Source organism: Marinobacter sp. UBA2688, from assembly GCF_002352785.1.
In the GTDB taxonomy this organism is placed as follows: domain Bacteria; phylum Pseudomonadota; class Gammaproteobacteria; order Pseudomonadales; family Oleiphilaceae; genus Marinobacter; species Marinobacter salarius.
In genome coordinates, this window is record NZ_DELU01000021.1 from 16956 (window position 1) to 31198 (window position 14243).

At 57.3% G+C, this 14243-nt stretch carries 15 protein-coding genes and 1 pseudogene; 11 read left to right on the forward strand and 5 right to left on the reverse strand.

Annotated features, from left to right (window positions below):
• Positions 1-8 precede the first annotated feature (8 nt).
• Positions 9-695, reverse strand: coding sequence for an SIMPL domain-containing protein (locus B3M52_RS09495; RefSeq protein WP_036204779.1), 687 nt, complete (start codon positions 693-695; stop codon positions 9-11).
• Here B3M52_RS09495 and B3M52_RS09500 point away from each other — a divergent pair.
• On the forward strand, positions 678-908 hold the full coding sequence (locus B3M52_RS09500; protein ID WP_126812165.1) for a hypothetical protein: 231 nt from the start codon (positions 678-680) through the stop codon (positions 906-908). The genes B3M52_RS09495 and B3M52_RS09500 overlap by 18 nt on opposite strands.
• On the opposite strand, the gene B3M52_RS09505 is transcribed toward B3M52_RS09500, so the two are convergent.
• The gene (locus tag B3M52_RS09505) at positions 893-1660 is read right to left on the reverse strand and encodes a gamma-glutamyl-gamma-aminobutyrate hydrolase family protein (RefSeq protein ID WP_036204783.1); all 768 of its coding nucleotides are present in this window, start codon (positions 1658-1660) and stop codon (positions 893-895) included. The two genes, B3M52_RS09500 and B3M52_RS09505, sit on opposite strands and share 16 nt — an antisense overlap.
• The gene (locus B3M52_RS09510) at positions 1653-2648 is read right to left on the reverse strand and encodes an amidoligase family protein (RefSeq protein ID WP_036204785.1); all 996 of its coding nucleotides are present in this window, start codon (positions 2646-2648) and stop codon (positions 1653-1655) included. The genes B3M52_RS09505 and B3M52_RS09510 overlap by 8 nt, the downstream gene beginning before the upstream one ends.
• A gap of 177 nt (positions 2649-2825) precedes the next feature.
• On the opposite strand from B3M52_RS09510, the gene lexA reads away from it, so the two are divergent.
• Entirely contained in the window at positions 2826-3434 is a 609-nt protein-coding gene (gene lexA / locus B3M52_RS09515; protein ID WP_036204787.1) for a transcriptional repressor LexA, read from the forward strand.
• A gap of 165 nt (positions 3435-3599) precedes the next feature.
• Positions 3600-4010, forward strand: a complete 411-nt coding sequence (locus tag B3M52_RS09520) for a cell division inhibitor SulA (RefSeq protein ID WP_371915653.1) — start codon at positions 3600-3602, stop codon at positions 4008-4010.
• Between the two features lie 3 nt (positions 4011-4013).
• Here the strand turns inward: B3M52_RS09520 and B3M52_RS09525 are convergent, their stop codons facing one another.
• Positions 4014-4274 (reverse strand): hypothetical protein, encoded by a 261-nt coding sequence (locus tag B3M52_RS09525; protein WP_007155189.1) that lies wholly within the window; start codon positions 4272-4274, stop codon positions 4014-4016.
• Between the two features lie 51 nt (positions 4275-4325).
• Complete coding sequence (locus B3M52_RS09530) at positions 4326-4802, reverse strand: DUF6586 family protein (protein WP_075194736.1); 477 nt, start codon at positions 4800-4802, stop codon at positions 4326-4328.
• Between the two features lie 260 nt (positions 4803-5062).
• On the opposite strand from B3M52_RS09530, the gene B3M52_RS09535 reads away from it, so the two are divergent.
• The 8 genes and pseudogenes from B3M52_RS09535 to B3M52_RS09570 form a co-directional block, all read left to right on the forward strand.
• Positions 5063-6421 carry a DUF1329 domain-containing protein gene (locus tag B3M52_RS09535; protein WP_036204795.1) on the forward strand — a complete coding sequence of 453 codons (1359 nt, stop codon included), beginning with the start codon at positions 5063-5065 and terminating at the stop codon, positions 6419-6421.
• Between the two features lie 66 nt (positions 6422-6487).
• On the forward strand, positions 6488-6814 hold the full coding sequence (locus B3M52_RS09540; protein ID WP_036204810.1) for a hypothetical protein: 327 nt from the start codon (positions 6488-6490) through the stop codon (positions 6812-6814).
• A gap of 71 nt (positions 6815-6885) precedes the next feature.
• Complete coding sequence (locus tag B3M52_RS09545) at positions 6886-8337, forward strand: sigma-54 dependent transcriptional regulator (RefSeq protein ID WP_075194737.1); 1452 nt, start codon at positions 6886-6888, stop codon at positions 8335-8337.
• A 224-nt stretch (positions 8338-8561) separates the two neighbouring features.
• Positions 8562-9830, forward strand: coding sequence for a sensor histidine kinase (locus tag B3M52_RS09550; RefSeq protein WP_036204816.1), 1269 nt, complete (start codon positions 8562-8564; stop codon positions 9828-9830).
• A gap of 12 nt (positions 9831-9842) precedes the next feature.
• Complete coding sequence (locus B3M52_RS09555; protein ID WP_041335984.1) at positions 9843-11309, forward strand: sigma-54-dependent transcriptional regulator; 1467 nt, start codon at positions 9843-9845, stop codon at positions 11307-11309.
• A gap of 217 nt (positions 11310-11526) precedes the next feature.
• Positions 11527-11895 (forward strand): flagellar hook-basal body complex protein FliE, encoded by a 369-nt coding sequence (gene fliE, locus B3M52_RS09560; protein ID WP_036204822.1) that lies wholly within the window; start codon positions 11527-11529, stop codon positions 11893-11895.
• 15 nt (positions 11896-11910) lie between these two features.
• Positions 11911-13608 (forward strand): flagellar basal-body MS-ring/collar protein FliF, encoded by a 1698-nt coding sequence (gene fliF, locus B3M52_RS09565; RefSeq protein WP_075194738.1) that lies wholly within the window; start codon positions 11911-11913, stop codon positions 13606-13608.
• A pseudogene (locus B3M52_RS09570) lies at positions 13601-14243 on the forward strand (flagellar motor switch protein FliG); the annotation flags it as partial. The gene fliF and the pseudogene B3M52_RS09570, both read left to right, overlap by 8 nt.

Sequence of the window (14243 nt, forward strand, 5' to 3'; positions counted from 1 at the left end):
CGGGTGATTTACTCTAGTTCAAAAGTCGCGCTAACCCGGGCCTCAAGTTCACGGGAACCGACCGCTGAGACAGCGTCCGAGGCGCCTCGCATTTCCGCCATCATTGGCATCGGGGGTTGATGGCCACCATCGACGTTAATGGTCATCACCTCTCCGCACTGTTTGTCCAGTTCCCGGGCAACAAATTCGCAGCGTGATTTCGCATCTGCAATGGCGCCCGCCAGGGCCTGTTTACGTAAACCGACTTCATCGGAATGAAAAAACTGATGGGGACCGACGTTGTAGTCCATACCCAGTGATTGCGCCTGTGCAAGAATCGGGTTGAGCAGAGAGAGGTCATCGATGGTGAAGCTGACCGTTTGTGAAGCCACGGCCACTCGTCGGGGCTCCTCGTGACGCTCTGGTGATGGAATCGAACGGCTGTAAAGGTTCAACGAGGCGTCGCTGTAGGATTTGAGCCGGTCGCGGAAGTCCTCGATGCTCTCCCGCCACTTCTCCATCTGCTCGTTGACTTCCTCAGTGGCCGTCTCGGGAAGCTTGTGCTCGGCGCGGGCGGTGAACTGCAGCCGTGCGCTGTCTGGCGTATACTTGACTGAGGCTTGACCGCTCAGGCTGACTTCTGCTGCTGATGCGCCCAGGGGAAACAGAATCAGGGCCGTGGAGGCCAGCAGGTATCGATGGACGTTGTGGAACATAGTTGGATCTCCATGTTATTGCACGAGAATCAGGTCAGGTTGACGCCCCGGGAGCGTGATATCCTGTTCAGGCTGACCGGGAGCGACCCCCATTATGTGACCACCCGCGAGCAACTGAAAGAGTGGGCGGCCCGTTATTTGACGGCTCTGCCCGACGACGCTCGGGAAATTCGTGAAATTAAGGCCGTGTTGCAGCGTTATCTGCCATTTTGAGCGGTATTCTCATCATCTTCTCCGGCGGCTTCGACAGGTTCATCCAGCCGAATCAGCTTCCTGTCTTCCGCAGCCTGCACGAAATGGCTGAAAATCCGCCGGTGGCCGCCATGATAAAGCAGGTACTCCGGGTGCCACTGGATGCCCATTAGCCATTGCCCACGTGTATTTTCTATCGCTTGCACAAACGAGTCGTTGTCCACGGCGACAACGCGGAGATGTGTGCCCAGTTTTTTGATGCTCTGGCTGTGGATGCGGTTCGCGCCAATCACCGGGCTGCGCATCACCTCTCCCAGGCGGCTGTCACTGACGACCCGAACAGTCTGTAGCGGTAACAGTAACGGCCGGTGGCGGGTGTTCACCCGCAGAGGTGTCACGTTCTGGCACAAAGATCCGCCGCGGAAAATATTGATAAACTGGGCGCCGCGGCAGATACCCAGTACCGGGATGTTCAATTCTTCTGCACGGGACAGCAGACGAACATCGGTTTCGTCGCGGCGCACGTCATACCGGGCGGTTACCTGAGGAGTCTGGCCGTACCGCGAAGGGTGCACGTGGGTACCACCGGAGAGCACAAGGCCGTCGAGCAACGAGACGTCCACCTTCGAACCCGGGCGGATAAAATGGGTTCGCGCACCGTGGAGGCGCAGCGCGAAGGTGATCAGCCGGTGGGCGAGGCTGCGGCGTGCCGGGCCGCTGATGCCAATCGTAAGGCCCGGATGTTCAGGCTTATCTACCGGGCTTTCAGACATAGTTCCCGGACCGAAGCCACTGGTCAGACGTGTCTAACCAGCTGTGGGTCAGGTTATGGAGGCTCAGTTTGCGACTGTTGCGAAACTCCGTAACCAGTTTCGATAAGTCATCAGCGTTGGCCACCAGTTGTTCCAGCACAATCCAGTCATTCCAAACCGTGGAAAAATGCCAGTCAGGGTTATCAATGTCGCAGTCGGGTAGCCGGTAATGCAGCGTTGGCCGGCTTTTGATGCGCTCATCCTCCACATATTCTGCGAGCAAATCGCTGTTCAGGTGTGCGAACAGCGGGAGCAGGTCCAGGGCCTTGTTGCGGGTTGGATTGTAATGCAGGTAGTCCCGCATTAATTGCTCCATGTCCGGCGCATAATCCTCTGAAATCAGAAGGTCAATGTAGGTGCTGCTCCAGGGCTCAATGTAGCTGGTCAGCTTACGGCTGAAATCGATCTGGTGGCGTGCCTTCAGCCACTCGTAGAGCGCAGCGAAGGCCCGCAGGTAGCGCACCAGCGTTGTGGCTCTGAGGTCCGGTAGCTCCGGGTTCAATTGCAAACCAAAGGCATAATAGAGCGCCTCCCGGCTGCCGAGTGCGCCTGCTCTTCGCAGCTCATCGCAAAGTGTCTCTATGCGTTCCAGCTTACTGAAAGCCAGCGGAGGGCTGACGATCTCCAGGGGCACGATTTTCTCGGCGGCTGCGTCGATCACGCTCATGGCCTGGCCGCCAAGTTCCCTGACGGACTCGGGAAGACGCTCGTCGGCCAGATCAAGGTCCTTTATCGGGTCCGAATCCAGTTCGATGGTAAAGTCACCGAGTTCCGTTTCAACCTCGGACACATAGCGCGCAACAGACTTTCCGGTACCTCCCAGCAGTTTTGCGGACAGCGAGACGAGATCTTCGTAACCGAGGCCGGACAACTCAATTTCAACGCCAACTCTGCGTTCCTTGCCATCATCCGTCTTGAGGATGTCCGGTAACCTACATCTGTTGCTCATTCAGGCGACTCCCTATTTTGGTTGTGATTACCTTAACACAGTCATACGTCAGGGCGCGGTGGACGGCCACCCAGTGCGGCTCAAGGAAAAATTGCGTTTACAGGGTTTACACTGGATAAAACACTGTATATAGTCAAATAACTGTATATAAAAACAGGGCTAACCGGGGCAACCTAAATGAAGCTGACAGCTAGGCAGACACAGGTACTGGATATTATTCGTCGCTACCTTGACGAGACCGGGTATCCGCCGACCCGTGCAGAAATCGCGGCGGAACTTGGGTTTCGTTCCGCCAATGCCGCAGAAGAACATCTGCGGGCACTGGCCCGAAAAGGCGCCATCGAGATGGTGCCGGGAGCCAGCCGGGGAATACGTCTTCCCGATGTAGAGGCTGACCTTGGTTTGCCAGTGATCGGTCAGGTGGCGGCCGGTAGCCCCATATTGGCCCAGGAGCATATCGAAGACCATTGCACCCTGCAGCCTGAATTTTTCTCGCCCTCGGCGGATTATTTGCTCAGGGTACGCGGCATGAGCATGAAGGACATTGGCATCCTTGACGGCGACCTGTTGGCGGTGCACCGCACCCACGATGTGCACAACGGACAAGTGGTTGTGGCGAGGGTAGGTGAGGAAGTCACGGTCAAACGGTTCCGTAAGGAAGGCTCGAAAGTGTACTTGATCGCCGAGAACGAGGAATTCGAACCCATAGAAGTGGATCTGACAGAACAGGAACTCTTCATTGAGGGGCTCGGCGTCGGGGTCATACGGCGCTCGGACCTTCACTGACACCCCCAGGGTGTCCGGACATATCCGGCTGTGTTTCGTTGAGTGTTGAACACCGCGGGCGCGGCTTAACGGCAGGTGAGGCTTATCATGGAACAACTCAGCTTTAATCAGAATCTGGCTTATGCTCACGGAGGCGGCAGGTTTGTCGGTTCAGAGGTTGCCGGTATGAGCGACCATGATACCGTCAGGGCGCCTGCTGTCAGGAGTCGCCCAGCCAAACCGGCAGGCAATGTGACCGAAATCATTTTGCCCGAAGGGCAGGTTGAGAACTTCCAGCTATTGCTACCGATGCTTACGCAGTTGAATCAGGAGAAGCGTTGGTTAGCCTGGATTGATCCGCCCCAAAGCCTTGTCAGTAAGTGGCAGACCATGCGTGGCATCGTTGCAGGCGAACTGTTGGTGTTGAGGTCTACTCCTGACTACCCAGCCGGGGAGCTTGCCGAGCGAGCACTGAGCGCAGGCACCTGTCACGCTGTGGTCATGTGGACCCACAAGCTCGGGCGCGAAGCGCTCGCGTCACTGGAGCAGGCTTCGGCTCGGGGTAACAGTCATGGTGTGGTGCTGCGCCAGCGCTGATCGTCAATGAAGTGTGTAGGAGGGCCGGATGTCCTGAGTGTCCGGCTCTTCGTCTTCCCAGTCGATATCATGGGCAACGTTACCGACGGCCTCAATACCGGCTGCAATCATGGCCTTGGCCACGTTCATGTCCCGGTCTTCCATCATCTCCCTGGCTTCCGTCGAAAATGATATCTGGACCAGTGGTGCACTGTCGTCGTCGATGCGGCGAAGCGCATAGTCTCCGTTGCTCAGTTGTACAATCTCGAAAAACGATGGTGACATTAAGTTAGCCTTTCAGTTCATTCCTGTTGGGTCCGGCAACGCCGTGGTTCATTACCATTCGCTGTGCCGATCCTCGAGGATATCGATAAAGTGTTTCATCGCGCCCAGAGTGGTTTCCAGAGCCTGCTTTGAGCGATCCGGGCCGGTGTTAGCTGCAACCGCAATCACGTTTTCATTGCTGACCGTTTTTCGGGTCACCGGGGGATTGCCCTGATGACGCTCAAGCTGCTCGAGATGACTCCACCAACTCCGCCCGTCACTGGCCAGCTGCTCCAGTTCTGTCATTTCCGGGCTGTGGGTTCCGATCAGCTCATCCAGTGCCTCAAGGTCATCAGGCTGGCTATGTTTGTGCTGATACACCCTGGCGATCATTACCAGCGTCAGTTTTCGAGCCCTCAGCCCTAGCTCTATGCTGCCTTGCAGCAGGGCTTCTTTCGTTGGAACGGTGTCGCTGTGCTCCAGCTGCCCCAACAGGTTGCGAGCCAGGAATATTTTCTGGGAAACCAATGAATGCCACTGCGAAGCCATGGTAGTACCTGAGAGCGGTTCACTGCTGTGCGATGAATTAATCGCCAACTATAACATTTTTCATTGTGAATTTCTCCTCCCACCGTTGGTTTGGTGGTTTTGACAAGAAACTACAAAGATTCACTTGAAACGGTCGTTTGAATTTGGCAAAAAGGCGCCCCGATTGAATAACATTTGATCGCCTGTTGTTGTTTCCGGCGTAGGCATGCCAAACCGCGAATGACACATGGGTTGATCGGTTACCTTGGAGGTAGAAGGGAATGCGGAACCAATGGGTCACGGGTTTTACAGTGGCATTGTTTGGGTTGTCAGGCGTTGCGTTGGCAAAGGTCAGTGAATCCGAAGCTCAGCGGCTGGCTAGCGAGCTGACTCCAGTTGGAGCTGAGCGGCAGGGCAATGCCTCTGGCAGCATTCCGGCGTGGACAGGTGGGCTAACCAAGCCGCCCGCTAGTTGGAAACCGGGGCAGGTGGAAACCAACCCGTTTCCCGAGGATGAGCCTCTGTTTGTTATTACCGGCGCGAATGTGGATCTATATCGCGACAAGCTGACCGACGGACACATCCGTATGCTTGAGCAATATGGCCCGGAATTTGTGATGCCGGTGTACCAGACCCGTCGTACCGCGGCCTTCCCGGAAGATGTGTACGAAAAGTCCCGGGAGAATGCCCGCAGCGCGGAACTTCTGGCGAACGGAAACGGTGTGCGTGACACCATCATGACCAGCCCCTTCCCGATTCCAAAGAATGGCCTGGAGGTGATCTGGAACCACATCCTGCGTTATCGCGGAGAGGAACTGTCGTTCCGTAGCGCTTCAGCGACGCCCCAGGTGAACGGTTCCTACAACCAGGTTGTTAACCAGTACGACTATTACTTTGCCTACAGCCGCCGCGGCGCGAACCTCGCCGATATCGATAACAAGATTTTTTACCTGAAAACCGACACCATCGCGCCATCCAGTCTCGCGGGCACCATCACTCTGGTTCATGAAACCCTGGATCAGATTCGCTCACCCCGGCTCGCGTGGCGATACGATGCCGGCTCAAGGCGGCTGCGCCGGTCACCGAACCTGGCCTATGAAACCGATCTGCCGAACTCTTCATCCCTCCGCTCGGTTGATCAGAAAGACATGTACAATGGCGCCCCTAACCAGTACGACTGGGAGCTGAAAGGCAAGCGTGAGATCTTCGTGCCCTACAATGCCTACAAGCTTCACGACGCGGATGTCCAGCCGGACGATGTCATTCGGCCACAGCACATCAACCAGGAGTTGGCCCGATACGAGCTACATCGGGTATGGGTTGTCGAAGCGAAACTGCGGACCGGTATCAGTCATATCTATTCCCGCAGGGTGTTCTACGTCGACGAAGATAGCTGGCAGATTCTTGCCACGGAGGAGTACGACAGCAATGATGAACTCTGGCGGGTGTCCGAAGCTCACAACATCAGCTACTACAGTGAGCCGGTATTCTGGACTACCATGGAGATGACTTACGATCTGAACGCCCAGCGGTATTACATCGATGGTCTGGATAACGGCTTCCCCGCCTATGATTTCGAGCCAGGCTTCCGTGGTAATCAGTTTTCTGCCTCGGCAGCCCGGAGAGCAGCCCGCCGCTGATGACTGGCAGCCCCGGGCCGGTTGAGGCACGGGGCGCTACCGGACCGTTTTCAAGGAGATGCAATTATGTCGGTACCGGAACAGCTAGAGGCAGTGGATACCCTGGTTGAACACCTGAAGACCGCGCTTGCGGAGAAGAACTGGGACGAACTGTCCCGTCTGAATGAGCTGGTCAAACCGACGATCGAGCCAGTTATGGCGGCCCTTGAGGCCGGCGAGCTGAGCCCTGAGCCAGTCAGGGAAAGGCTGGCAGCCTTGCAGACATTCTGTGATCGTGCCAATATTTCGGCAAATGAAGCCAAGGCGGAAGCCCAGAAAGCGCTGAAAGGGGTGAACCAGAACCGCAGCGCGGCAAAAGCCTATCAAAACGTCTCGTTAAATCGGCCAAAATAGCGTCATAAAATTGACTCAGGCCCACTTACAGTCTTAAATACCGCACAAATCCCCGCAAGAGATTCGTTTGGATGTCGAAGAATAACAAGGTGCTGGTGCTCAGCGAGGACGATGCGAAAAGACGTGACATTTCTACCATTCTTGAGTTTATCGGCGAAGAGGGCATTGTCGTTGGGGCCGATGCCCATTCACTGCTGAGCAGCGGTGACGCTGAGGATCTGGAGTCAATTTCCGTTGCCGTTGTTAACGGCGAGGACGATGGCGTGACCGCAGTGATTTCAACCGTGTGCGAGGTCGCTCAGGGGGTGCCTTTGCTGTTGGTTGGCGACCCTGATCTGGCGGGCCTCTCCGACGACGAGACAAGCCGGGTAATTGCCCGCATGGAATGGCCGCTTAACTACACCAAATTCGTGGACTCGCTCTACCGTGCACAGATCTACCGGGATCAGTTTGCACGTTCCCGTGAACGGGGACAGCAACGTGGTCTACAGCTTTTCCGTAGCCTTGTTGGTACGAGTCGAAAAGTGCAATCGGTACGCCAATTAATGGAGCAGGTGGCCGACAAGGATGTGAGTGTGCTGATTACTGGCGAGTCGGGAACGGGCAAGGAAGTGGTGGCGCGAAACCTCCATTACCATTCCTCTCGTCGCGACAAGCCCTTCGTGCCGGTCAACTGCGGTGCCATTCCAGCGGAATTACTGGAAAGCGAATTGTTCGGGCACGAGAAGGGCGCGTTCACCGGCGCGATCACGTCGCGGGTAGGTCGGTTTGAAATGGCCGAGGGGGGCACCCTGTTTCTAGACGAGATCGGCGACATGCCGTTGAACATGCAGGTCAAGATTCTGCGGGTTCTGCAGGAACGCACTTATGAGCGTGTTGGCAGTAACCGGACTCAGTCAGCCGACGTCAGGGTCATTGCCGCGACTCATAAACATCTCGAAGACATGATTGAAACGGGCGATTTCCGTGAAGATCTCTATTACCGCCTGAACGTTTTCCCCATTGAAATGCCCGCTTTACGTGACCGGGTGGAAGACATTCCGCTGTTGACCAATGAATTGATTTCGCGGATGGAGAAAGAAAAGCGGGGCTCCCTCAGGCTGAACTCGGCTGCGATCATGAGTCTTTGCCGCCACGACTGGCCCGGGAATGTTCGCGAACTGGCGAATCTGGTGGAGCGGTTGGCGATTATGCACCCCTACGGTGTCATTGGGGTTCAGGAGTTGCCCAAGAAGTTCCGTTACGTGGACGATTACGACGAGAACCGGCCAGTGGAAGACTCCGGTATGCCCTCTGGCATTCCCGGGCTGGTGGGGCTGGATGCGCCGGCTCTGCTGCCGGTGAACGGCATCGACCTGAAGGACTACCTGTCCAATCTTGAAAGGCAGTTGATTCAGCAGGCGCTGGATGAAGCCGGAGGAGTAGTGGCCCGGGCAGCCGAAAAGCTTCGGATTCGTCGAACGACGCTGGTTGAGAAGGTCCGGAAGTATGGACTTCGGGATGAGGAGTCCGAGGAGAGCTGATCAATCCCCCAAAGAATCGGTTTCTGATGGCGTCAAAGGTTTGTAACCTTCGGCGCCATCGCTGTTTTTAGGCGACGGAAACCCGTCGTATGCCTTTCCTCTGTTTTTCCTTCCTGTTGAAAAATAAACAAAATTTAAAGTTGGCACAGTGCTGGCTTAGTCTCGTCCAAACGATCCATCCGATTGGTACGGGCCGGGGGTTAGTCCGGTCAGAGGGCGAGTTTATGAGTCAGTTACAGTTTGTGGGTTTGTCGTCAGCAAAGGCGTCTGCCAATGCGGCTGCCGATGTCAATGACAAGGTGACGGCGTTGTTCCCGGAGCAGGACGATGAGGCTGTGGGGACAGCGTTGGAGCTGTTTAATCAGATGTCCCGACAGATCACTGATTCCTACCGCACTCTTGAGTCCCGTGTTAATCAGTTGTCCGGGGAGCTGTCCGCGGAATCCCAGCAGCGCCAGGCGGAGCTGGAGCAGAAAGAGGAGCTGGCAGACCGGCTCTCGACGCTTCTGCATGCGCTACCGGCCGGGGTTGTGGTGCTCGACAGCCAGGGGGTGGTGACGCAGACCAATCCGGCGGCGATCACGTTGTTGGGGGAGCCTCTTGGTGGAGAGCGGTGGGTGGATGTTATCCGCCGCTGTTTTGCGCCCCGCCGCGACGATGGCCACGAAGTGTCACTCAAGGATGGCCGTCGTGTCAGTATTGAAATTCGTACCATGGAAAACCAGCCGGGGCAGTTGATCCTGCTGACGGACCTGACTGAAACCCGTCATTTGCAGTCTCAGCTCGCCCATGCCCAGCGGCTTTCCGCCATGGGCAAGATGGTGGCCTCCCTGGCTCATCAAATTCGTACACCGCTGTCGGCTGCCATTCTGTATGGCGGGCACCTCAGCCAGGAAGACCTGGACGAGGAGATGCGTCAGCGTTGTGCCTCACGGTTGATGTCCCGCTTGACGCACCTGGAGCAGCAGGTGCGTGACATGCTTATTTTCGCCCGGGGCGAGACGCGGTTGGCAGAGGAATTGTCTGCCGACACCCTGGTTCAGGCGCTGGCTTCCGCGCTGGAAGGATTGAAGCTCCCTGCCGGTGTGTCGGTGGAGTTGAGTGACCAGGTCAATAGCGCCGCGCTGATGTGCAATCGTGATGCTCTGGTGGGTGCCTGTACCAACCTAGTGAACAACAGCGTGGAGGCCGGGGCGACGAACGTTGAAGTTGCCGTTGTGTCCGTTGACGAGGAACTGGTGGTGCGCGTGAGTGATAACGGTCCTGGGTTTACCACGGAGCAGGCAAGTCAATTGCTGGAAGCGTTCTATACCACCAAATCCCACGGCACCGGCTTGGGCCTTGCCGTGGTCCAGGCGGTGGTGAAAGCGCACCAGGGTCGTTTCTCGATTGATGCGCCTGCCGCCGGAGGTGCTGTTGCCATCATTTCCCTGCCATTGATGCGTTCGTTGTCGACGGGTGACCGTCGGCAGCAGCCATCAAAGAATGACTGATCGGAGGCTATTATGGCCAAAGCCCAAATTCTGATTGTTGAGGATGACCAGGATCTTCGAGAAGCGCTGGTTACCACCCTTGAGCTGGCAAAGTTTCGCGTGCGTGAAGCCGCCAATGCGGAGCAGGCCCTGGCGAAGCTGGCTGAGTCGCCGGTGGATATGGTTGTCAGTGATGTGAACATGCCTGGGATGTCCGGTCACGATTTGCTGCATGAAATACAAAGACGGTACCCCGGCCTGCCGACCATGCTGATCACTGCCTATGGTCAGATCAGCCATGCGGTGTCCGCGATGCAGTCCGGTGCCATCGACTACCTGGTCAAACCGTTCGAGCCCTCAGTGCTTGTGGATGCGGTGACCAGAGTGGTCGGCGGCGGCCGCCAGAAAAGTGTCGACCAGCCCGTTGCGGAAGATCCGATCAGCAAACGGATGTTCCAACTGGCGGCGAAGGTGGCAGCCAGTGACTCGACGGTGATGATTTCCGGGGAAAGTGGAACCGGTAAAGAGGTGTTGGCGCGCTATATTCACCAGCAGTCTCCCAGGTCAGACCAGGCGTTCGTGGCGATCAACTGCGCGGCAATTCCCGAGAATATGCTGGAGGCCATCCTGTTTGGCCACGAGAAGGGTGCCTTTACCGGTGCGGTTGCATCCTCCCCGGGCAAGTTCGAGCAGGCCAATGGTGGCACCATCCTGCTGGATGAGATTTCGGAAATGGATCCTGGCCTGCAATCCAAGCTGTTGCGGGTGCTCCAGGAGCGCGAGGTTGAGCGGGTCGGTGGTCGCAAGACCATCGCCCTGGATGTACGGGTTATTGCCACGACCAACCGGGATCTGTCCGATTACGTGCGGGAAAACAAATTCCGTGAAGACCTGTACTACCGGCTGACGGTCTTCCCCATGCACTGGCAGCCACTGCGCGAACGTACACTGGATATCATGCCGCTGGCGAATGCATTGCTGAAAAATCATTGCCGCAAGATGAAATTGACCGGCGTGACCTTCGCGCCCGACGCCAGAGATGCGCTGATGGGTCATCAATGGCCGGGCAACGTTCGCGAGCTGGACAACGCGATACAGCGGGCGCTGGTCTTGCACCAGGGGAATGTCATCCATGCTGGTGACCTTTGCCTGGAACTCGGAATTACCGGGCGTATGGAAAGTGGCCCCGCCGGCACGACATCTCCGGCCTCGCCACACCCAGTCGTTTCCGAATCCGGGGCTGAGTCACCTGATCGGGACGCTCAGGATACCTATGCCGAGGAAAGCCTGTCGGGTCTCGGAGCGCTATCTTCCACGTCACTGGGTGATGAAGTCCGACAGCGTGAATTCCGGATTATCATCCAAACGTTGAAAAAAGAGCGTGGTCGACGCAACCGGGCGGCGGAGCAGTTGGGTATCAGCCCGCGCACGCTCCGATACAAGCTGGCCCAGATGCGCGATGCCGGCATCGATCTGGATGCAGAGCTGGCCGCCGCCTGACCACAACCAACAGGCTCCTTCGTTCGGCACCCAAGGGTGCCGTTTTTTGTGCCCACGTCAAAAGACCGCCGCTGTCTTTCGCCTTTCTCTCCGATTGTTAATTAACATTATGAAAATTAACAAATAAATTATGTTGGCCTGCGGTTTGCTTTGACCTGTTCAGATATGTCCAGGTCAATGGCTTGCCCATTTATACGGCGGGCCGGGAGAGTGAATCATGGTTCAGCGTGCTGACATCAACAGTGTCCTTTCAGAAATTCGCAATATGCGCTCGCAGATGATGGAGAATCAGCGGGTTGAACAGGACAACAACATTCGCGGACGGATGGACGGGCCGTCCAAGGTCCAGGAAACCTCCGACACTCCCAAATTCAGCGACATGCTCAGCCAGGCTGTGGGTTCTGTGAACGAACTCCAGCAAACATCCAGTGATATGAAGACGGCGTATGAAATGGGCGATCCGAACATGGATATCTCCCGCGTCATGATCGCGTCTGAAAAAGCATCCATCTCCTTCGAGGCATTGACCCAGGTCCGTAACCGGGTGGTGAAGGCCTACGAAGACATCATGAATATGCCGGTTTGATAGCGGAGCGGACCCATGGCCAGCGTACCTGCTGAAACCTCATCCTCGAACATGCCCGCGGCGCGGGGAGACGATACCGGCGAGAGCCGTAGCGACCTGATTTTCGGCTTCAACCGGTTGAACCTGCTGCGACAGGTGGGCCTGATGGTGGGGCTTGCCGCCAGTGTTGCCCTTGGCGTTGCCGTGGTTCTCTGGGCCCAGGAGCCCAATTACCAGCCTGTGGTGGGGGATATGTCCGGCTACAACCCACAGGATGTCACGACCATTCTAGATGCCAACAACATCGACTACCGTATGGATCCACGCACAGGCGCATTGCTGGTGCCCTCCGATGAGGTCTATAACGCCCGCCTGAAACTTGCAGCAGAGGGCGTGACGGACGAGCAGACCATGGGCTACGAACTGCTGGACCAGGACCGTGGCCTTGGAACCTCTCAGTTTATGGAAACCATCAGTTTCCGCCGTGGCCTGGAAGGCGAGCTGGCACGAACGATTGGCAGCATGCGCACGGTTCGTGCCGCTCGGGTTCATCTGGCGATTCCGGAGCGCTCGGTGTTTGTCCGCGACGCGCGCACGCCGACAGCGTCCGTGTTCCTTGAAGTAATTGCCGGTCGTCGCCTGGAGCAGGAGCAGATTGCCTCGATCGTGAACCTGGTTGCCGGCAGCATTCCGGAAATGAGCAAGGACAATGTGACCGTGGTCGACCAGAGTGGAAACCTGCTCACCGGTCGTGAAGACGGCGGTGACAGCCAGCAGATTGAAGACCAGTACGATTACACCTCCCGCGTTGAGGATCGCCTGGCTCGTCGGGTTGCCTCCATGGTCAGGCCGGTGGTGGGCGACGGTCGTTTCCGTGCGGAAGTGACGGCTGATCTCGATTTCTCCTCGGTGGAACAGGCTGAGGAGCTGTTCAATCCCGAACAGCAAGCTGTGCGCAGCGAGCGCCAGATGTCCGAGCGGCGTGCCGGTGGCGGCGCCAGTGGAATCCCCGGCGCCCTGTCCAACCAGCCGCCCGCTCAGCCGACAGTTCCGGAACAGGCAACCGCCGATGACGAGGGCAACGTCCAGGCGCCGCCGGTGAACGTGCGTGAAGAGTCGACCCGAAACTACGAAATGGACCGCACCGTCAGCTATATCCGCCAGGAACTTGGCCGCATAAAACGTTTGTCGGTAGCCTTGGCGGTTGATGATATGAAAGTGGTGGATCCCCAGACCGGCGAAGTCAGCTATGAACCCTGGCCGGAACAGGAACTGCAGCGCCTGACCATGCTGGTACGCGATGCCGTGGGGTATTCGGCCGCCCGGGGTGACAGTGTTACGGTGATGAACACTGCGTTCGCCGCCGAAGAGCAGATCGAGTTTGAAGCACCGGCGTTCTGGGAGCAGCCGTGGTTCTGGGACCTGATGAAGCAGGTGCTCGCAGGCCTGGTCATTCTGGTTCTGGTTCTGGGCCTGTTGCGACCCACCCTGAAAAGTCTGTCCGGCGGTGGCCGCAGCGAACGCAGGGGCGACTCCGAGGACGGCTATGACGGCCTTGATGGCATCGAAGGCGGCGACGCTCTGCGCGAAGCCATGCATTCACAGGACGATCTGCTTTTGCCCGGCGCGACAGACAGCTATGATAGGCAATTGAATGCACTGAAAGGCCTGATTGCTGAAGACCCCGCAAGGGTCTCCCAGGTGATGCGCCAGTGGGTGAATGTCGATGACTGATGAGAACAACCGCCAGCCTGATGCGGCGCAAAAGCCCCAGCGCAAGATTCCGCGGGTGGAGCAGGCGGCAATCCTGCTGATGTCGCTGGGCGAAAACGACGCTGCCGAAGTGCTCAAGCACATGGGGCCGAAAGAGGTCCAGCGGGTTGGCGTGGCCATGGCCCAGATGAAAGACGTCAGCAAGGACGACGTTACCTATGTCCTGAACCAGTTTGTCGAGGCTGTTGGCGGCCAGACCGGTCTGGGGGTTGGCAATGATGATTACATTCGCACCATGCTCACCCAGGCCCTGGGGGACGACAAGGCCTCCAGCCTGATCGACCGTATCCTTATTGGTGGCAACACCACCGGCCTGGATACCCTGAAGTGGATGGAACCCCGTGCGGTGGGCGATATTATTCGTTACGAGCACCCCCAGATTCAGGCCATCGTTATTTCCTACCTCGATCCGGACCAGGCCGCGGAGATCCTCGGCACTCTGGACGACAAGGTGCGCCTGGATGTAATGATGCGGGTGGCTTCGCTGGAAAGTATCCAGCCGCAGGCACTGCAGGAACTCAACGATATCCTCGAGAAGCAGTTCTCCGGTGGCTCAGCGGCCCAGACCAGCCGCATCGGCGGGGGCAAACGGGCGG